This is a genomic window from Stutzerimonas sp. NM35 (assembly GCF_054604355.1).
In genome coordinates, this window is record NZ_CM137728.1 from 2,555,351 (window position 1) to 2,573,115 (window position 17,765).

The 17,765-nt window shown below is 64.5% G+C and carries 18 protein-coding genes; 15 read left to right on the forward strand and 3 right to left on the reverse strand.

What is annotated here, in order from left to right:
• Positions 1–15: 15 nt before the first annotated feature.
• On the reverse strand, positions 16–207 hold the full coding sequence (locus ACYCFC_RS11880) for a hypothetical protein (protein ID WP_181085047.1): 192 nt from the start codon (positions 205–207) through the stop codon (positions 16–18).
• 221 nt (positions 208–428) lie between these two features.
• Between ACYCFC_RS11880 and ACYCFC_RS11885 the strand changes: the two genes are divergently transcribed.
• Complete coding sequence (locus ACYCFC_RS11885; protein ID WP_219852677.1) at positions 429–1,301, forward strand: DUF6279 family lipoprotein; 873 nt, start codon at positions 429–431, stop codon at positions 1,299–1,301.
• A gap of 47 nt (positions 1,302–1,348) precedes the next feature.
• Here the strand turns inward: ACYCFC_RS11885 and ACYCFC_RS11890 are convergent, their stop codons facing one another.
• Positions 1,349–1,780, reverse strand: coding sequence for a VOC family protein (locus ACYCFC_RS11890; protein WP_181085045.1), 432 nt, complete (start codon positions 1,778–1,780; stop codon positions 1,349–1,351).
• 81 nt (positions 1,781–1,861) lie between these two features.
• Positions 1,862–2,803: a class I SAM-dependent methyltransferase gene (locus tag ACYCFC_RS11895; RefSeq protein WP_181085043.1), complete on the reverse strand. Its 942-nt coding sequence runs from the start codon at positions 2,801–2,803 to the stop codon at positions 1,862–1,864.
• Between the two features lie 233 nt (positions 2,804–3,036).
• Between ACYCFC_RS11895 and ACYCFC_RS11900 the strand changes: the two genes are divergently transcribed.
• The 14 genes from ACYCFC_RS11900 (at position 3,037) to ACYCFC_RS11965 (ending at position 17,675) form a co-directional block, all read left to right on the forward strand.
• The gene (locus ACYCFC_RS11900) at positions 3,037–3,876 is read left to right on the forward strand and encodes a bifunctional allantoicase/(S)-ureidoglycine aminohydrolase (protein WP_459651718.1); all 840 of its coding nucleotides are present in this window, start codon (positions 3,037–3,039) and stop codon (positions 3,874–3,876) included.
• A gap of 318 nt (positions 3,877–4,194) precedes the next feature.
• Entirely contained in the window at positions 4,195–5,550 is a 1,356-nt protein-coding gene (locus tag ACYCFC_RS11905; protein WP_459651719.1) for an 8-oxoguanine deaminase, read from the forward strand.
• Positions 5,551–5,812: 262 nt separating this feature from the next.
• Complete coding sequence (locus ACYCFC_RS11910) at positions 5,813–6,628, forward strand: outer membrane protein OmpK (RefSeq protein WP_313313874.1); 816 nt, start codon at positions 5,813–5,815, stop codon at positions 6,626–6,628.
• A 463-nt stretch (positions 6,629–7,091) separates the two neighbouring features.
• Positions 7,092–7,763, forward strand: a complete 672-nt coding sequence (locus tag ACYCFC_RS11915) for a TetR family transcriptional regulator C-terminal domain-containing protein (RefSeq protein WP_459651720.1) — start codon at positions 7,092–7,094, stop codon at positions 7,761–7,763.
• 43 nt (positions 7,764–7,806) lie between these two features.
• Positions 7,807–8,736 carry a LysR family transcriptional regulator gene (locus tag ACYCFC_RS11920; protein WP_058074206.1) on the forward strand — a complete coding sequence of 310 codons (930 nt, stop codon included), beginning with the start codon at positions 7,807–7,809 and terminating at the stop codon, positions 8,734–8,736.
• A gap of 113 nt (positions 8,737–8,849) precedes the next feature.
• A complete protein-coding gene (locus ACYCFC_RS11925; protein ID WP_459651721.1) occupies positions 8,850–9,806 on the forward strand; it encodes an isopenicillin N synthase family dioxygenase in 957 nt (318 codons plus the stop codon).
• Complete coding sequence (locus tag ACYCFC_RS11930; RefSeq protein ID WP_459651722.1) at positions 9,799–10,548, forward strand: alpha/beta fold hydrolase; 750 nt, start codon at positions 9,799–9,801, stop codon at positions 10,546–10,548. The genes ACYCFC_RS11925 and ACYCFC_RS11930 overlap by 8 nt, the downstream gene beginning before the upstream one ends.
• A 48-nt stretch (positions 10,549–10,596) precedes the next feature.
• The gene (locus ACYCFC_RS11935) at positions 10,597–11,574 is read left to right on the forward strand and encodes an ABC transporter substrate-binding protein (protein ID WP_312920027.1); all 978 of its coding nucleotides are present in this window, start codon (positions 10,597–10,599) and stop codon (positions 11,572–11,574) included.
• 5 nt (positions 11,575–11,579) lie between these two features.
• Positions 11,580–12,383 (forward strand): ABC transporter ATP-binding protein, encoded by an 804-nt coding sequence (locus tag ACYCFC_RS11940; RefSeq protein WP_058074230.1) that lies wholly within the window; start codon positions 11,580–11,582, stop codon positions 12,381–12,383.
• Positions 12,370–13,152 (forward strand): ABC transporter permease, encoded by a 783-nt coding sequence (locus ACYCFC_RS11945; RefSeq protein WP_459651723.1) that lies wholly within the window; start codon positions 12,370–12,372, stop codon positions 13,150–13,152. Before ACYCFC_RS11940 ends, ACYCFC_RS11945 begins: the two co-directional genes overlap by 14 nt.
• A 150-nt stretch (positions 13,153–13,302) precedes the next feature.
• On the forward strand, positions 13,303–13,773 hold the full coding sequence (locus tag ACYCFC_RS11950) for a nucleoside deaminase (RefSeq protein ID WP_181077205.1): 471 nt from the start codon (positions 13,303–13,305) through the stop codon (positions 13,771–13,773).
• Positions 13,774–14,008: 235 nt separating this feature from the next.
• Positions 14,009–15,559 carry an ABC transporter ATP-binding protein gene (locus ACYCFC_RS11955; RefSeq protein WP_459651724.1) on the forward strand — a complete coding sequence of 517 codons (1,551 nt, stop codon included), beginning with the start codon at positions 14,009–14,011 and terminating at the stop codon, positions 15,557–15,559.
• Positions 15,560–15,571: 12 nt separating this feature from the next.
• A complete protein-coding gene (locus tag ACYCFC_RS11960; protein ID WP_459651725.1) occupies positions 15,572–16,675 on the forward strand; it encodes an ABC transporter permease in 1,104 nt (367 codons plus the stop codon).
• Positions 16,676–16,748: 73 nt separating this feature from the next.
• Entirely contained in the window at positions 16,749–17,675 is a 927-nt protein-coding gene (locus ACYCFC_RS11965; protein ID WP_014853703.1) for an ABC transporter permease, read from the forward strand.
• Positions 17,676–17,765 lie beyond the last annotated feature (90 nt).

Here is a 17,765-nt window from a genome sequence, read left to right on the forward strand (position 1 = left end):
GTGTTTTCAAACCCGCTAACGAGGCGCCGGGGTCTGGGAAATCTTCGGCTCCTGCTCGCCATCCACCACGGCCTGCGCTTCCTCCCGCGTGGCGTAGGGACCGGCGATGGTCGTGCCATCCATCTCCACCACCCAGCAGGTGACCCAGGTCGGGCGCCAGCTTTGGGGTATTTCGTCTCCACTCAGGTGTCTGATACTGGTCTGCATAACGACTGCCCCTCGATTGAAATGGCGATCCGCTCCATCGCGGCCCATGACTTAGTGACCACGCCAAGCAACGTTCTTCTCGCACAAACGAGCCGTTACTGTTTACAGGCTGTTAAAAAAGCTGCGCAGACCGTGCTTCACAAGACTCTTGTGACCGAACTGCCGGAGCGCCTTGCGGCTCTATTCAGGAGCGCAGCATTTCAACAAGACGAGGAACCGCGATGCGGATTCGCCCGACACCTGGCTCCAAGGCACTACTGTTGCTGCTGGCGATGGTGGTGACGCTGGTCGGCTGCAGCCGCATCAACCTTGCCTATCGCAACCTGGACCTGCTGGTTTCCTGGTCGCTGGATGACTACCTGGACATGAACCGCAACCAGCAGAGCCGCCTGCGCGAACAGTTGCGCGAACACATCGCCTGGCACTGCCGTACGCAGCTGCCGGACGACCTCGACGCCCTTCAGCGCATGCAGCGACAGATACGCCAGGGCGAACTCGATGAACGCGCCATCCGCAGCCACTATCAGGACATAAGGCAAGCCATTCAATCCGTGGCCGTGGAAATCACACCAACGACCGTGCAATTGCTGCGCGAGCTGGATGATCGTCAGGTGAACCAGCTCGCCAAGGCCCTCGCCGAGAACCATCAAGAACATCAGGAGAAATACCTGGCCGCGCCACTTCCGCAACAGATCCGCGAGCGTGCAGAGCGCATGGGCAAGCGTATCGAACAGTGGACCGGCAAGCTCGATGCCGCACAGCACCAGCGCATTCTGGCCTGGGCGCATACCCTGGATGAGCAGAACCGTCTCTGGCTGGAAAACCGGCAGCGCTGGCAAGCCGCCCTGCTGGAGACTCTGGCCGAGCGCCATGAAGCGGGCTTCGAGCAACGCATCGCCCGCCTGCTGCAGGAACGCGAGTCAATGGGGACGGACGCCTATCGCGCAACCCTGGCCCGCAACGAAAGCGCAACCATCAGCCTGATCAGTGACCTCTATGCGCTGTCCGATACGGAGCAACGGCGCCATCTCGACAAACGCTTGCAGCGCCTGCGCCAGGATCTGGGCTCACTGGACTGCCTGCCTGATGCCTGAGCAGGCCTGCCGCCGGCGACTCTAGCAGGTAGTTTTTCAACAGCCTGCTACGACTCGGCCCAGGGATCATAAGTACCAAAGCTCCACAGATGCCCTTCCGGGTCACGGCAACTGAAACCGCGGCCACCATAATCCTCATCCTTCAGCTCACGGACGATCTGCGCTCCGGCGGCCTTGGCCTTGGTGTAAAGGGCGTCGGCGCTGGTCACGATGACGTAGATGCCCTGCGTCGAAACCCCGCCCACTTCGTCCGGCTGACTGAACAGGCGATCCTCCTGGGTATCGCTCACCGGCCCCAGCATCAACAGGCTGCTGCCAAAGCCCAGCTGAGCATGAAGGATGCCAGCCTGTTCATCCTCTACCACACGCCGCCGCTCGAAATCGAACACTCCGCACAGCCACTCCAGCGCAGCGGGAAGGTCGCGGTAACACAGGCAGGGGATCAGGTTGGCGGCGGTGTTCTTGCTATACAGGGACATGGGAACTCCTTCTGACAGGCAGCCAAATGCGGCGCATGCAGATTCCGACCCGCAACGGCCTGTTCAGGTTTCCTCACCCCCTCAGCACACTCGCTCGAACACCAGCGCCTTCAGCCCACTGTCGGAACTGATATCGGGAAATTCCGGCGGGTTTTCCAAGCGCTGCACGAACACCAGGCCGGGCGCCTCGGCGGCGATACCCTCGATCAGGAAATCCGGCCCGGTATCCGGGTCGTTGATGCAGGCCAGCACCCTGCCGGTTGGCGTCAGCAGCTCGGGCAGGCGGCGCAGGATCTTCTGGTAATCACGGTCCAGGGCGAAGCTGCCCTTCTGGAACGACGGCGGATCGACGATCACCAGATCGTAGGGCCCACTCTTGCGGATCTTGCCCCAGGATTTGAACAGCTCGTGGCCGAGAAAGCTGACCTTGCCCAGGTCATGCTCGTTGAGCCGGTGATTATCTCGCCCGCGACTGAGCGCCGCGCGCGCCATGTCGAGATTGACCACATGCTCGGCGCCGCCGGCAATCGCCGCCACGGAAAAGCCGCAGGTGTAGGCGAACAGGTTGAGCACGCGCAAACCCCGCGCCTGTTCCTGCACCCAACGCCGGCCATAACGCATGTCGAGGAACAGTCCGTTGTTCTGCTTGATGCCCAGATCGAGCTTGTAACGCAGGCCGTTTTCGCTGATCAGCCATTCTTCGACAGGCTCGCCCAGCAGCTGCTCCATGCGACTGTCCGGAAGATAGCGATGCTGCAGCAGCAGGCTGTGTGCCCCGCTCGCCAGCCACTCGACGCTCTGGCCGAGCGCCAGCAGAATCTCCCGCAACGCATCCAGTTCGGTATCCGCCGGCGCACGGAACAGCGACACCAGCAGCACCCCCTGCAGCCAGTCCACCGTCACATGCTCAAGCCCCGGCCAGCAACGGCCACGGCCATGGAACAGCCGGCGCGTCTCGACAGGTGGCTGCGCCAGGGCAGTGATCAGGTGTTGCTGCAGTGTAGCGAGGGCGTCCGGCTGCATGAAAAGTCATCGCGAGGTGGAAAGCGCGTGATTCTAAACGCGATTCGAGAGGTGTGTATGTTTGTCAGGCAATCGCCGCCTGCAAATTGGATACAATCTCTAGATACAACCTACAATCATGTATACAATGCACAGGCAGCTCCTCTACCAGCCGCTCGCAAACCCCGCCAGTCAGCCGATCTCACGCTCTGGCGCACTGACGATCGGCAACAACAACCGATGACGGGAGTTATATGGCAAACACCAAGTACTATGCCCCCACGGGCGGGCATCCGGCGCAGACCGAACTGCTGACCGACCGCGCAATGTTCACCGAGGCCTATGCCGTCATTCCCAAAGGCGTGATGCGTGACATCGTCACCAGCCATCTGCCGTTCTGGGACAAGATGCGCATGTGGGTACTTTCCCGTCCGCTGTCCGGCTTCTCCGAGACCTTCTCCCAGTACATCGTGGAACTGGCTGACGGCGGCGGCAGCGACAAGCCCGAGCAGGACAGGAATGCCGAGGCGGTGCTGTTCGTCGTTGAAGGCGAGTTCACCTTGACCCTCAACGGCAGCACCCATGAACTGCGCCCCGGCAGCTATGCCTTCATCCCTCCAGCTTCGGAGTGGAAGGTGCGCAATAACAGCGGCCAGGTCGCCCGCTTCCACTGGATCCGCAAGTACTACCAGGCCGTCGAAGGGCTGGCGCATCCGGAAGCCTTCGTCACCAACGAGCAGGACATCGAGCCGATTCCGATGCCGGGCACCAACGGCGCCTGGGTCACCACCCGCTTCGTCGACATGAGCGACATGCGCCACGACATGCATGTCAACATCGTGACCTTCGAGCCGGGCGGCGTGATTCCCTTCGCCGAAACCCACGTGATGGAACACGGCCTATATGTGTTGGAAGGCAAGGCGGTGTATCGCCTGAACCAGGATTGGGTTGAAGTGGAAGCCGGCGACTACATGTGGCTGCGCGCTTTCTGCCCGCAGGCCTGCTATTCCGGTGGCCCTGGCAAGTTCCGTTACTTGCTGTACAAGGATGTGAATCGTCATATGGATCTGGGCAAGTACAACCACCGCTCGTAACGAACCGCTTCAGCCGCCCCACTCCGAGGCGGCTGAAACCACATACGCCTTCTTCAGGGGTGACAGCGCCGCGCCGAAATCGTATGTTGCCCCCCGCGAGAACGCCCCTGGATCAGCAGACAGGGCATAACTGAGCTGGCTTTTCTGAACCCATCATTTTCAGGGCACTTCTGAAAACGTAGGCGAGGCAGCCAGCGCAAGGCGAAAACAGGCGAAAAAGCGCAGTTTACAAGTTGTAAATGAGCATTTTGAGCCTGTTTTCAACGCAGCGAAGGCAACGCAGCCAGTTTTCAACGGGTCCTTCAGGAGGAGCCGGCAATGGCTGCTACCCGCACTTGGATTAAAACTCCCCTCGCCACCTTCACTGCCAATGATCAGGACGCTTCCGGCGGTCTGGTTATCGAAAACGGCGTGATTACCGAGCTGCTCGCTGCCGGTCAGGCGCCCGCCTCGCCCGTCGACAGCACCTTCGACGCCCGCGAGCACGTGGTGCTGCCGGGGCTGATCAACACCCATCATCATTTCTACCAGACCCTTACCCGCGCCTGGGGCCCGGTGGTCAACCAGCCACTGTTTCCCTGGTTGAAGACGCTGTATCCGGTCTGGGCACGGCTGACGCCGGAAAAGCTCGAACTGGCGAGCAAGGTCGCGCTGGCCGAGCTGCTGCTGTCTGGCTGCACCACCGCCGCTGATCATCATTACCTGTTCCCGCAAGGGCTGGAAGAAGCCATCGACGTGCAGGTCCAGGCCGTACGCGAACTGGGCATGCGCGCTATGCTTACCCGCGGCTCCATGAGCCTTGGCGAGGCCGATGGCGGGTTGCCGCCGCAGCAGACGGTGCAGGAAGCCGAAGTGATCCTGGCCGACAGCGAGCGGCTGATCGGTCGCTACCACGAGCGCGGCGCCGGCGCGCAGATCCAGATCGCCCTGGCACCCTGCTCGCCCTTCTCGGTGACGCCGGAGATCATGCGCGCCAGCGCCGCCATGGCCGAGCGCCTGGACGTGCGCCTACATACCCATCTGGCGGAAACCCTCGACGAGGAGGATTTCTGCCTCCAACGCTTCGGCCTGCGCACCGTGGATTATCTGGACAGCGTCGGCTGGCTGTCCGACCGCACCTGGCTCGCTCACGGCATCCATTTCAACCCCGATGAAATCGCCCGCCTCGGCCAGGCCGGTACGGGGATCTGCCACTGCCCGAGCTCCAATATGCGCCTGGCCTCGGGTATCTGCCCGACCCTGGAACTGGAAGCCGCTGGCGCGCCCATCGGCCTGGGCGTCGACGGCTCGGCTTCCAACGACGCCTCCAACATGATTCTCGAAGCACGTCAGGCGCTGTACCTGCAGCGCCTGCGCTACGGCGCCGAAAAAATCACTCCGGAACTCGCGCTGGGCTGGGCCACTCAGGGTTCGGCGCGCTTGCTGGGCCGTGATGACCTCGGCACGCTGGCGGTCGGCAAGCAGGCCGATCTGGCGCTGTTCAAGCTGGACGAATTGCGCTTCTCCGGCAGCCACGACCCGCTGTCGGCGCTGCTGCTCTGCGGCGCCGACCGGGCCGACCGGGTAATGGTCGGCGGTCGCTGGCAGGTGGTCGACGGGCAGATCGAAGGCCTGGATGTCGCCGGCCTGATCGCCGATCATCGTCAGGCGGCTGCGCAGTTGATCGCCGGCTGAGCATCGGACCGATGCGGCTGCCACACTGGCGTGCAGCACACCTTAGCGGTGCGCCAGGTTGAGGCAGCCTGATCGATCGGTCAGTTTGCGTACGGCTCGCATTCGCTCGATACACGCCAATCCCTCCATAAAATACCAATGAATTCATAGGCTTATATCTTCACTCAACCCTCCTTAAAAGCTGGCCCACCGCTTGCTTAGGCATCAATGCCTGACCGTTCGGCCAACTTAAGCCAACGGATATACCCTCAAGGAGAGATCGATGAAAGCAAGCCTCACCCTGGCCGGCCTCACCGCCGGCCTGCTGTTCGCCGGCCAGTCCATGGCTGCCCCCATGCTTTGGCAGAACAACAGCCTGACCTACCTCTACGGCAAGGACTTCAAGGTCGATGCTGGCGAAATACAGCAGACCATTACCTTCGAACATGCCAGCGGCTGGACCTGGGGGGACATGTTCCTGTTCGTCGACAACAAGTGGTACAACGGCCTGTCCGGCAACGACGGCCACACCTATTACGGCGAATTCAGTCCGCGCCTGTCGCTGGGCAAGATCAGCGGCGCCGACCTGTCCTTCGGGCCGATCAAGGACGTGCTGCTGGCCTTCACCTATGAGCGCGGCGAAAGCCAGGACGATGGCACGCCTAACCAGAATTACCTGCTTGGCCCGGCCGTCGATCTGACCGTCCCGGGCTTCGACCGCTTCAACGTCAATGTCTATTACCGCAAGCCCGACGGCACCACCGGCAAGCCCTCCGGCCAGTGGCAGGTCACGCCGACCTGGGCCATGACCATTCCCGTCGGCAAGTCGGACATCCTGTTCGATGGCTACATCGACTGGGTGGTCAACGACAAGAAGAACGGCAACACCGAGCTGAAGAAGAACTTTCACTTCAACCCGCAGATCAAGTACGACCTGGGTAAGGCGCTGGACTACACCCCCGGCAAGCTCTATGTGGGTATCGAATACGACTACTGGTCGAACAAGTACGGTATCGAAGACGGCGGCTTCGTCAGCGAAAACTTCGTAGGTCCGACCGACCAGAACACCTTCAGCGCCATCGTCAAAGCGCACTTCTGATCGACCACGCCGCCCGACTCCACAGGCGGCGCTGAATCGCTGGAGCGCCATCTTCTGGCAACACGGGCACTCTTCTCGGTAGCCCAATACCAGCCGCCTTGAACAGCCTGAGACACAAGGCAATATCCAGTTGCCAGACGCTTGCCAACCAGCCGCCAGGTGGTCATCGCAATGCGACGGCATGTGATCGGGCATGCGCTCAGGCAGCGACTGCACGCTCCGCGCCTTCGGACAACCTGGTCGGCGCTGACCGCTTCTGCTCGCCGAGGTGAACAGGTGAGCCGTTGCGAATGACTCAGCCACCGCCGCAGCGCATGCAGGGTGAATCGCCAAAACTTCCCAACCTGTCGCAGCATTACCCGGCGAGCAAGAGCTAAGCGACTGGTCAGCTTCTTGCAGTAGGTAGCAACAAGGCAGGCGCTAACGCCTGATGATCGGACATCACCGTCTTCGGATCGGAACCATGAACAAGCACGCATCACCCCAACCGCTGTACACCGCCACGGGCAAACCCGTCGGCCGCATCCGCCAGCAGAATGAGGAAACGATCCTCGCCGCGGCGGCCGAAGAGTTCGCCCGCTACGGCTTCAAGGGCACCAGCATGAACGCCATCGCGCTGCGTGCAGGCCTGCCCAAGGCCAACCTGCACTACTACTTCAACAGCAAGCTGGGGCTGTATGTGGAAGTGATGCGGCACATCCTCGAACTCTGGGACACCGCCTTCGACGACCTCACCGTCGATGACGACCCGGCCGCCGCACTGGCCGACTACATCCGCATCAAGATGGAATTCTCCCGCCGCCAACCGCAGGCCTCGAAGATTTTCGCCATGGAAGTCATCAGCGGCTGCGAATGCCTTTCCGAGCACTTCAACCAGGACTACCGCAACTGGTTCCGCGGCCGCGCGGCGGTGTTCGAGGCCTGGATCGCGGCCGGCAAGATGGACCCGGTCGATCCGATGCACCTGATCTTCCTGATCTGGGCCGGCACCCAGCACTACGCCGACTTCTCCGACCAGATCCTGCGCATCAACGGCAAGCGCATGACTAAGAACGACTTCGCCCTGGCCACCGATAACCTCGTGCGGATCATCCTCAAGGGCTGCGGGCTGGCGCTTCCGGCTACAGCAGGCTGAGTTTCTACCACCCAAAAGCCTGTTCCACGGCCAGGACATCGCCATGCATATTCACGCCCGGGCGCTGAAGTATTTCGACATGATCCGCCGCTGCGGCTCCATCCGCGAAGCGGCGCGGCGGCTGCACGTCGCGTCCTCGGCGGTCAACCGCCAGCTGTTGCAGCTGGAAGAGGAGATCGGCTCACCTTTATTCGAGCGCCTACCCGGCGGGCTGCGGCTGACCGCGGCGGGAGAAATCTTCTCGCTGCATGTGATCACCGTTCTGCAGGACGAGCACCGCATGGTCAGCGAACTGGATGCACTCAAGGGACTGCGCCGCGGCGAGCTGTCCATCGTCTCGGTGGAAGGTCTGAACAACAGCTTCCTGCCGACGGTGCTGCAACAGCTGCTGACTCGCTATCCGATGCTGCAGGTCACGGTGCGCTCGGCTGGCTCCGCAGAGGCCGCGCGCGCGGTGGCCGGCGGCGATGCGGACGTCGCGCTGGGTTATGCCGTGGAACGCAGCGAGTCTTTGCGCCAGTACGCCGTTGGGCGCTTCCTCCTGGGCGCAATCATGCCGCCGGAGCACCCGCTGGCGGCGCAGGCGAGCGTCAGCTTCGCCGAATGCGCACGCTATCCGTTGATCCTGCCGGGGCCGGAATTGTCGATCCGCCGCCATCTGCAGCCTTTTTTACTCAACCCGAAAAAGCCGCTGACCGTGCTCCTGGAAAGTGCATCGGTGGACCTGGCCAAGCGCCTGGCGATGCGTGGCATGGGGCTGGCATTCCAGACCCGTCTCGGCATCGAAGAGGAGCTGGCTGCCGGACAGCTGCAGCTGGTGCCGCTGAAAGCCGCGCAATTCGTGGTTTCCGAGCTGGGCGTCTACGTGCGCAGCGGCCGCTCGTTGCCTGCTGCGCTGGATGCCTTCATTCGCCTGGTGGAAGACGAACTGGCGCAGCGCGTGAGCGCCGAAACGCACCTGTACGACGCATGAGGCGCACCCTTTTGGGCTGATGCCGTTTCGGCATCGGCCCGGCACAAAATCAGCGCTATCGAGCGCAGCAAGCGCCTCACTAGGATGGGTTCGCACCCCATAGGAGGACCCCGATGCGCCCCGCCCCCAGCCTGCCATTGATCGACGTCGGCGGCCTACGCCACGACGATCCCGCCGCCCACCAGAAGATTGCGCAACAGCTTCGCGACGCCTGTCAGCGCTGCGGATTCTTCTATATCCACAACCATGGCATCGACGCCGAACTGATCGCCGCCGTGCAGCAGCAAGCCGAACGCTTCTTCGCCCTGCCCAGTGCGGCGAAGCTGGCGCTGGACAAGGCGCTGTCGGGTTGCAACCGGGGCTACGAGCCGCTGCGTGGCCAGACGCTGGAAGCCGGTAGTCCGCCCGATCTGAAGGAAGGCTTCTACATCGGCAACGAGGTCGCCGAGGACGATCCACGCGTGCTGGCCGGCAAGTTCAACCAGGGGCCGAACCAGTGGCCGGCGGAGCTACCCGAGTTCCGCCCCGTCATGGAGCGCTACTTCCGGGCCGTCAATGAAGTCTGCGAGCAGCTGATGGGCGCGCTGGCGCTGTCGCTGGAGCTGCCCGGTGATCACTTCGATCCATTGCTCGTGGATGCCGCCGCCACCCTGCGCCTGCTGCACTACCCGCCCCAGCCACCACAGTCCGCACCCGGCGAGAAAGGTTGCGGCGCGCACACCGACTTCGGCGCCCTGACACTGCTGCTCCAGGATGATGCCGGCGGGTTGCAGGTGCAGGCCATCGACAGCGGCGAGTGGATCGACGCGCCGCCCATCGAAGGCACCTATGTGGTCAATCTGGGCGACCTGATCAGCCGCTGGACGAACGACCGCTACCACTCCAACCGCCACCGGGTGATCAACCGCTCCGGGCGCGAACGCTACTCGGTGCCCTTCTTCTACACCGGCAACCTGGACCTGACCATCGAGTGCCTGCCCGTCTGCCTGGGGCCGGGCGAGACGCCACGCTATCCCGCCGTGACCGTGGAAGAGCACCTGCGCGAGATGTACCGGAGGACCTATGGCTGACATCGTCCTCATCCATGGCGCCTGGGCCGGCAGCTGGGTCTGGGATTCGCTGCAGGACGGCCTGCGCAACGCCGGGCACCGTCCCCACGCGGTCGATCTGCCGGGCAATGGCAGCGACGCCACGCCGCTCGCCGAGGTCTCGCTGGAACGCTACGTCGAGCACGTCGGCGCGCTGATCGAAAAACTGCCCGGTCCGATTCAACTGGTGGCGCATTCCGGCGGCGGGGTTACCGCCACCGCGGTGGCCGAGCGCCATGCCGAGCGCATCGCCGGGGTCAGCTATGTCGCCGGGATGATGCTGTCCAGCGGCATGGGCTTCGCCGAGTTGTGCGCCGAAATGAGCCGCGACTTTCCTGAAGTCAGCGGGATCGGCCCCTATCTCGAAGCCGTGCCCAGTGGCAGCCGCGTACCCAGCGACGCTGCCTGCGCGGTGTTCTTCCACGATGCACCGGCACGGGCCGCGGTCGATGCGGCGCGCCGCCTGACGGTGCAACCCGATGGCGGCCGCGATATCGCCACGCACTGGACGGCCGGGCGCTTCGGTCGTTTGCCGCGCCTGTACATCGAGGCGACGCGGGACCGCTCGGTGCTGCCGCGGGTGCAGCAGCGCATGCAGCAGCTGGTGCCCGGCGCCGAGCGCGTGCCGATCGATTGCGGCCACGCGCCGCAACTGGCCGCCCCGGAAGCGCTACTCGCCGCGCTGCTGGATTTCTTTGCCCGCCACCCAAACCCCGTTCTCTGACTGCGTTTATTGCATGGCCCTTACCGGCCAACCTCAAGGAGATTTCCCATGTTCAAGAAAACCCTGATCGCCAGCGCCCTGCTGGCCCTGTTCAGCCAATCCGCCTTGGCCGCCGACAAGGTGCGCTGGCTCAACGACTGGCTGCCAGCCGGCGACAAGGCGGCGATCTACCTCGGCGTCGAGCAGGGGCTGTTCGCCGCCGAGGGCATCGAGGTGGAGATCGCCAGCGCCCGCGGCGGCAGCGACGTGGTGACCAAGCTGGCCACCAACAGCGCCGACTTCGGCTCCGCCGGCCTGGCCTCGCTGCTGCAGGCCAAGGCTCAGGGCGAGGTGCCGGTGGTGGCGGTCGCGCCGATCTACAACAAGCAGCCGGACGCCTTCTTCACCACCGAAGGCTCGGGCATCGATTCGTTCAAGGACATCGTCGGCAAGACGGTCGCCACCCCGACCTTCTCCGCCTCCAACGTGGTCTGGCCGCTGTTGCTGGAGCGCAACGGCATCGACCCGAGCAGCGTCAAGCTGCTCAAGCTCGACCCCGGCGCGCTGGCACCGATGCTCGCCACCGGCAAGGTCGACGCCACCATCAACTGGCTGACCGTGGCGCCCGGCTTCGTGCGCGCACTTGGCGAGACGGACAAGACGCTGAAGACCATTGCCTGGTCCGAGTACGGCTTCGAGGGCTACGGCCTGTCGCTGGTGGCCTCGCAGCGCTTCGTGCAGAGCAATCCCGACGTGGCGAAGAAATTCGTCAAGGCCTACCGGCAGGCCCAGGCCAACGCCATCGCCGATCCGGCCGCGGCCGCCGCGGCGCTGAAGAAAATGGTCGCCGAAGTCGACCAGCAGCAGGCCGAGGAGCAGTTCGCCGCCTCGGTGCCGCTGATGGTCAACGAAATCAGCGAAGCCGAAGGTGCCGGCTTCGATGCCAAGCGCCTGGCCACCACCTGGGAGTGGGTCGCCAAGGCGCAGGGCATGGCCCTCGACAGCCTCGACCCGGCCAGCGCCATCGATTCCAGCCTGAGCGAGTAATGCTGATGAGCGCAGCAGCCCCGAACGCCGCACCGCGTCCCAACATCAGCTTCGACCGGGTCAGCCAGGTCTTCACCTCCTCCGACGGCAGCGAGGTGGTGGCGCTGGACAACGCCAGCTTCGACATCGGCCGCCACGAGTTCATCGCCGTGCTCGGCCCGTCGGGCTGTGGCAAGTCCACGCTGCTGCGCATCCTCGCCGGGCTGGTGCGGCCGACCCACGGCCAGGTCAGCATCTACGGCAGCCCGGTGGACGGCCCGCGCGACGAGATCGGCATCGTATTCCAGAAGCCGACGCTGCTGCCCTGGCTGAACATCCGCGACAACCTGACCTTCCCCATGCGCCACAAGTACGGTCGGGTCACCGCGCAGGAAATCATCCGCGCCGAGGAGCTGCTGGAGCTGGTGGGACTCAAGGAATTCGGCGGCAAGCGCCCAGACGAGCTGTCCGGCGGCATGCAGCAGCGCGCGGCGATCGCCCGGGCGCTGCTGCACGACCCGGAGGTCCTGCTGATGGACGAGCCGTTCTCGGCCCTCGATGCCCTGACCCGCGACGAGCTGAGCCTGGAGCTGCTGAACATCTGGACCCAGCGCCCGAAGACGGTGCTGTTCATCACCCACTCGATTCCCGAAGCGCTGCTCTTGGCCGACCGCATCCTGGTGATGTCGGCACGCCCCGGCCGCGTACAGGAAATCATCGACGTCGACCTGCCGCGCCCGCGGTCCATGCAAACCCTGACGGAGCCCCGCTTCAATGAGCTCGCCAACCATATCCGCCGCAAGGTCTTCTCGCGCCATGCCGACCATTAAGCTACGCGCCCAGGCCGACCGCCTGGCGCCCTGGCTCGCCCTGTTCGTCCTGCTGCTGGTATGGGAAGCGGCCTGCCGCCTGCTGAAGCTGCCCAGCTTCGTGCTGCCCTCGCCCAGCGCCATCCTCGCCGCGACGCAGAAGGTCGGCCTGGCCGCCTGGTCGGAACACCTGTTCGCCACCCTGCGGGTGACGCTGATGGGCTACGGCCTGTCGATCCTGATCGGCATTCCGCTGGCCGTCGCCCTGGCGTCGTCCCGGCTGATGTCGCGCACGCTGTACCCGCTGCTGGTGATCGTGCAGTCCACGCCGATCGTCGCGGTGGCGCCGATCATCGTCGTGGTGATGGGCGCCGGCGACCTGCCGCGGGTGTTCATCACTTTCCTCATCGCCTTCTTCCCGATCGTGGTGTCCTGCGTCACCGGACTGCTGGCAACGCCCGAGGAGCTGGTGGAGCTGTCGCGCTCGCTGGGCGCTTCGAAGGCCCGCGAATACCGCAATATCCGCCTGCCCTACGCCATCCCACACCTGTTCTCGGCGCTGCGCATCTCCATCACCCTGGCGGTGATCGGCGCGGTGGTGGCCGAGTTCGTCGCCGCGGAGAAGGGTCTGGGCTACTTCATCAACTTCTCTACCTCGATGTTTCAGGTGCCCCAGGCCTTCGCCGCACTGATGATGCTGGTGGTGATCAGCCTGGTGCTGTTCCACCTGATCGGCCTGCTGCAGAAGGTGTTCTTTTCCTGGAGCCTGCCCAAGGGACAGCAGTCATGAGCGTAATGCGGACCGGCGCTGCTCCTGTAGGGGCGAACTTGTTCGCCCGCATGGCCACCCTTGGGCGAATGAATTCGCCCCTGCAAAAGCGCGATTGCAGACCGCGCTACAAAAACGGTTCACCTAGACATTGCCAACGATGAGACGCCCATGAACGAACAAGACCTCACCCTGCTGCGCAAGAGCTTCGATGTGGCCCGCCGCGCGCTGGAAAACGGCACCCACCCCTTCGGCGCGATCCTCGTCGGGCCGGACGGCGAAGTGCTGCTGGAACAGGGCAACGCCTACATGCCCGACCACGACATGACCGGCCACGCCGAACGGGTGCTGATGACCCGCGCCTCGACGCATTACAGCCCGGAATTTCTCGCCGGCTGCACCATGTACACCTCCGCCGAACCCTGCGCCATGTGCGCCGGCGCCGCCTATTGGACGGGCCTGGGGCGGGTCGTCTACGGCCTCTCCGAACGCAGCCTGAAAGCCATCACCGGCAACCATCCGGAGAACCCCACACTCGACCTGCCCTGCCGCATCGTCTTCGAAGCCGGCCAGCGCAAGGTCGAGGTGCTCGGCCCGCTGCTGGAAGAGGAAGCCGCCGCACTGCATGAAGGCATTTGGTAGCTCGCAAGTAGCAGTCCTCACTAGCGCACGAATCATTGCGACGACACTACGAGCACCTTAGGAGTGCGCAGCCTTAACCGTCCGGCGGCCCATGCACCACTAAACAGCACAGCGGCGCGCCGAGTAGCGCAAGCCCCCGCGCCGCAAGCTCACCTGGCGGGCGCTGCGAGCGAATTCCTGACCTTATGGCCAGATTTTTGCTACCTCCCTGGCAACGTCCCGATGAGCGATGACCATGTCCACAACTACCCTTCCCACGCGGCTTTCGCTGCGTGGCATTACCAAGCGCTACCCCGGAACCGTCGCCAACGATGGCATCGACCTGGCCATCGCCCCTGGCGAGATTCACGCACTGCTCGGCGAGAACGGCGCCGGCAAGAGCACGCTGATGAAGATCATTTTCGGCGTGGTTCAGCCCGATGCCGGTCGCATCGTCTGGGAAGGGCAGCCGCTGGTCATGCGCGATCCGGCGCAGGCGCGCGAACGCGGCATCGGCATGGTGTTCCAGCATTTCTCGCTGTTCGAAACACTCTCGGTAGCAGAGAACATTGCCCTGGCGCTAGGCGCGGGCGCCGGTACGCCAAAGCAACTGGAGCCGAGAATTCGTGAGGTTTCTCAGCGCTACGGCATGCCACTGGAGCCGCAGCGCCTGGTGCACAGCCTGTCCATCGGCGAGCGCCAGCGCGTGGAGATCGTGCGCTGCCTGATGCAGGACATCCGCCTGCTGATCCTGGACGAGCCGACCTCGGTGCTAACTCCGCAGGAAGCCGATGAGCTGTTCGTGGTGCTGCGGCGTCTGGCCGCCGAGGGCTGCAGTGTGCTGTTCATCAGCCACAAGCTGAACGAAGTGCGCGCCCTCTGCCAGAAGGCCACGGTGCTGCGCGCGGGCAAGGTTTCCGGTACCTGCGTGCCGAGCCAGTGCAGCGACCTGGATCTGGCGCGGTTGATGGTGGGCGACGCCGAGGGTCTGGAAGCGAAGTACCGCAAGGCCGAAGGCCGCGCGGCCTTTCTACAGGTGGAGGGATTGTCCTGGCGAAATGCCGATCCCTTTGGCGTTTCGCTCAAGGACCTGAGCCTGGACGTACGTGCCGGCGAGATCGTCGGCATCGCCGGGGTCGCCGGCAACGGCCAGGACGAGTTACTCGCGCTGCTGTCCGGCGAGCGCACCCTGCAGGGGCGCGATGCCGAACGCATCCGCTTTCTTGGCGAGCCGGTGGCGCACCTGCGCCCGGATGCACGCCGCCGCCAGGGGCTGGCGTTCGTGCCCGCCGAGCGTCTTGGCCACGGCGCAGTGCCCGGCATGAGCCTGGCCGATAACGGTCTGCTCACCGCCTTCCAGCAGCGGGGCATGCTCCGGCACGGGCTGATCCAGCGCACGCGCGTGCAGGGATTCGCGGCAAAGGTGATCCAGCGCTTCGCGGTGAAGACGCCGGACAGCGCGGCCGCGGCGGCGAGCCTCTCCGGCGGCAATTTGCAGAAATTCATCCTCGGCCGCGAGATTCTTCAGCAGCCCCGGCTGCTGGTGGCGGCGCACCCGACCTGGGGCGTGGATGTCGGCGCCGCGGCAGCCATCCACCGCGCGCTGATCGAGCTGCGCGACGCGGGCGCGGCGATTCTGGTGATTTCCGAAGACCTGGACGAGCTGTTCCAGATCAGCGACCGCCTCGCCGCGCTCTGCGACGGCCGTCTCTCGCCGCAACACCGGACCGAAGCCTGCGCCCCTAGCGACGTCGGCCGCTGGATGGCCGGCCAGTTCGACCAACCCTCCCTGTCCACCGCTGCCTGACGAGCCCTCGCCATGTTGTTCACATTGCAACCACGCGGGGCCGAATCCCGCGCCATGCTCTGGCTCTCGCCAGTGTTCGCCGCGCTGCTGACCCTGTTCAGCGGCGCCCTGCTGTTCGCCCTGCTTGACCATCCGCCGCTGCAGACGCTGAAGGTGCTGCTGATCGATCCGGTCAGCGATCTCTACGGGCTGTCCGAGCTGCTGGTCAAAGCCTTGCCGATTCTGCTCTGCGCCCTGGGGCTGGCGGTGGTCTATCGCGCCCGCATCTGGAACATCGGCGCCGAGGGCCAGCTGCTGATCGGCGCGCTGGCCGGCAGTGCGCTGGCGGTCAACATCATCGACTGGGATTCCCGCCTGGCGCTGCTGTTGACGTTGGGCGCGGGCGTTCTCGGCGGCGCCGCCTGGGCCGGCCTCTGCGCCTGGCTGAAGACGGCCTTCAACGCCAACGAAATTCTTACCAGCATCATGCTCAACTACATCGCGCTGAATCTGCTGCTGTTCGCGGTGCATGGTCCGCTAAAGGACCCGGACGGCTTTAACTTTCCCGAGTCGGCGATGTTCGGCGACGCCTCCCGCCTGCCGGAGCTGATCGACGGGCTGCGCGTGCACGCCGGTTTCTGGTTCGCACTGCTGGCACTGGTGGCCGTCTGGGTGCTGCTACAGCGGAGCTTTCTCGGCTTCCAAATCAAGGTGCTCGGACTCGATCGCAGGGCCGCCGGCCTCGTCGGGTTCCGCGAGCGTCGGCTGACCTGGCTCGCGCTGCTGATCAGTGGCGGCCTGGCCGGGCTCGCCGGCGTGGCGGAAGTCACCGGCCCCATCGGCCAACTGGTGCCGCAAGTCTCGCCGGGCTACGGCTACGCGGCGATCACCGTGGCCTTTCTCGGCCGCCTCCACCCGCTCGGCATCGTCTTCGCCAGCCTGCTGATGGCGCTGCTCTACCTGGGCGGCGAGAACGCCCAGATGGCCGCCAACCTGCCGCAGTCCATCACTCAGCTGTTCCAGGGCATGGTGCTGTTCTTCCTGCTGGCCTGCGATGTGCTGATTCTTTATCGGCCGCGCTTCGCGCGGAGCCTGAAGCGGAAAGCTGGAAGCTTGAAGTCGGTGACGCAGCCATGACCTCCACTTCCGCTTTTTCTTCCAGCTTCCAGCTTCTGGCTTCCAGCTTCTGGCTTCCAGCTAAGGACTTCCCATGGACCTCGATCTGTTAACCAACATCCTCTACGCCATGATCCGCACCGGCACACCGCTGCTGCTGGTCGCGCTCGGTGAGCTGGTCTGCGAGAAGACCGGCGTACTCAATCTCGGCCAGGAGGGGATGATGCTGTTCGGCGCGGTGATCGGCTTCATCGTCGCCTACGCCACCGGCAATCTCTGGCTGGGCGTGCTGCTGGCCTGTCTGGCCGGGGTGCTGCTGTCATTGCTGTTCGCCTTTGTCGCCCTCGGCCTGGCGGCCAATCAGGTGGCCACCGGCCTTGCGCTGACGATCTTCGGCGTTGGCCTGTCGTCCTTCGTCGGCGCCAGCTGGGTCGGCAAGCCGCTGGCCGGATTCGAGCCGGTCGCCATCCCGCTGTTGGCCGAGATCCCGCTGATCGGCCGCATGCTGTTCGCCCAGGATCTGCTGGTCTACTTGTCGTTCGCCCTGTTCGCGGGGATCGCCTGGGTGCTGCTGAAAAGCCGCATCGGCCTGATCATCCAGGCCGTCGGCGAGAACCCTGACGCGGCCAGCGCCATGGGCCTGCCGGTGTTGCGCGTGCGCACCCTGGCGGTGATGTTCGGCGGCGCCATGGCCGGCCTCGCCGGCGGCTACCTGTCGCTGGCCTACACGCCCATGTGGGCCGAGAACATGACCGCCGGACGCGGCTGGATCGCCCTGGCGCTGGTGGTGTTCGCCAGCTGGCGGGTTGGCCGGGTGCTGCTCGGCGCCTACCTGTTCGGTCTCGCCAGCATCCTGCATCTGGTGGTCCAGGGCATTGGTCTGGCAATCCCGGGCAACCTGCTGGCGATGCTGCCCTACGTCGCGACGATCCTGGTGCTGGTGTTGCTGTCGCGCGATGCCATCCGCACCCGGCTGTTCGCGCCGGTGTCGCTGGGTCAGCCGTGGAAAGCCGGGCATTGAACGCACTGCCGCAGGGCATTCACAGCGAGACGCGCACCAGTTGCGCACCCGCTGCGGTGGAGAAACCGACGGTATTCGCGGGTTTGACGC

What these genes read in the sequence shown, in the direction of transcription:
- ACYCFC_RS11885 (WP_219852677.1), top strand. Translation starts at nt 429, where the DNA reads ATGCGGATTCGCCCGACACCTGGCTCCAAGGCACTACTGTTGCTGCTG.
- ACYCFC_RS11960 (WP_459651725.1), top strand. Translation starts at nt 15,572, where the DNA reads ATGTTGTTCACATTGCAACCACGCGGGGCCGAATCCCGCGCCATGCTC.
- ACYCFC_RS11955 (WP_459651724.1), top strand. Translation starts at nt 14,009, where the DNA reads ATGTCCACAACTACCCTTCCCACGCGGCTTTCGCTGCGTGGCATTACC.
- ACYCFC_RS11880 (WP_181085047.1), bottom strand. Translation starts at nt 207, where the DNA reads ATGCAGACCAGTATCAGACACCTGAGTGGAGACGAAATACCCCAAAGC.
- ACYCFC_RS11965 (WP_014853703.1), top strand. Translation starts at nt 16,749, where the DNA reads ATGGACCTCGATCTGTTAACCAACATCCTCTACGCCATGATCCGCACC.
- ACYCFC_RS11910 (WP_313313874.1), top strand. Translation starts at nt 5,813, where the DNA reads ATGAAAGCAAGCCTCACCCTGGCCGGCCTCACCGCCGGCCTGCTGTTC.
- ACYCFC_RS11950 (WP_181077205.1), top strand. Translation starts at nt 13,303, where the DNA reads ATGAACGAACAAGACCTCACCCTGCTGCGCAAGAGCTTCGATGTGGCC.
- ACYCFC_RS11940 (WP_058074230.1), top strand. Translation starts at nt 11,580, where the DNA reads ATGAGCGCAGCAGCCCCGAACGCCGCACCGCGTCCCAACATCAGCTTC.
- ACYCFC_RS11895 (WP_181085043.1), bottom strand. Translation starts at nt 2,803, where the DNA reads ATGCAGCCGGACGCCCTCGCTACACTGCAGCAACACCTGATCACTGCC.
- ACYCFC_RS11945 (WP_459651723.1), top strand. Translation starts at nt 12,370, where the DNA reads ATGCCGACCATTAAGCTACGCGCCCAGGCCGACCGCCTGGCGCCCTGG.
- ACYCFC_RS11890 (WP_181085045.1), bottom strand. Translation starts at nt 1,780, where the DNA reads ATGTCCCTGTATAGCAAGAACACCGCCGCCAACCTGATCCCCTGCCTG.
- ACYCFC_RS11935 (WP_312920027.1), top strand. Translation starts at nt 10,597, where the DNA reads ATGTTCAAGAAAACCCTGATCGCCAGCGCCCTGCTGGCCCTGTTCAGC.
- ACYCFC_RS11915 (WP_459651720.1), top strand. Translation starts at nt 7,092, where the DNA reads ATGAACAAGCACGCATCACCCCAACCGCTGTACACCGCCACGGGCAAA.
- ACYCFC_RS11905 (WP_459651719.1), top strand. Translation starts at nt 4,195, where the DNA reads ATGGCTGCTACCCGCACTTGGATTAAAACTCCCCTCGCCACCTTCACT.
- ACYCFC_RS11925 (WP_459651721.1), top strand. Translation starts at nt 8,850, where the DNA reads ATGCGCCCCGCCCCCAGCCTGCCATTGATCGACGTCGGCGGCCTACGC.
- ACYCFC_RS11920 (WP_058074206.1), top strand. Translation starts at nt 7,807, where the DNA reads ATGCATATTCACGCCCGGGCGCTGAAGTATTTCGACATGATCCGCCGC.
- ACYCFC_RS11930 (WP_459651722.1), top strand. Translation starts at nt 9,799, where the DNA reads ATGGCTGACATCGTCCTCATCCATGGCGCCTGGGCCGGCAGCTGGGTC.
- ACYCFC_RS11900 (WP_459651718.1), top strand. Translation starts at nt 3,037, where the DNA reads ATGGCAAACACCAAGTACTATGCCCCCACGGGCGGGCATCCGGCGCAG.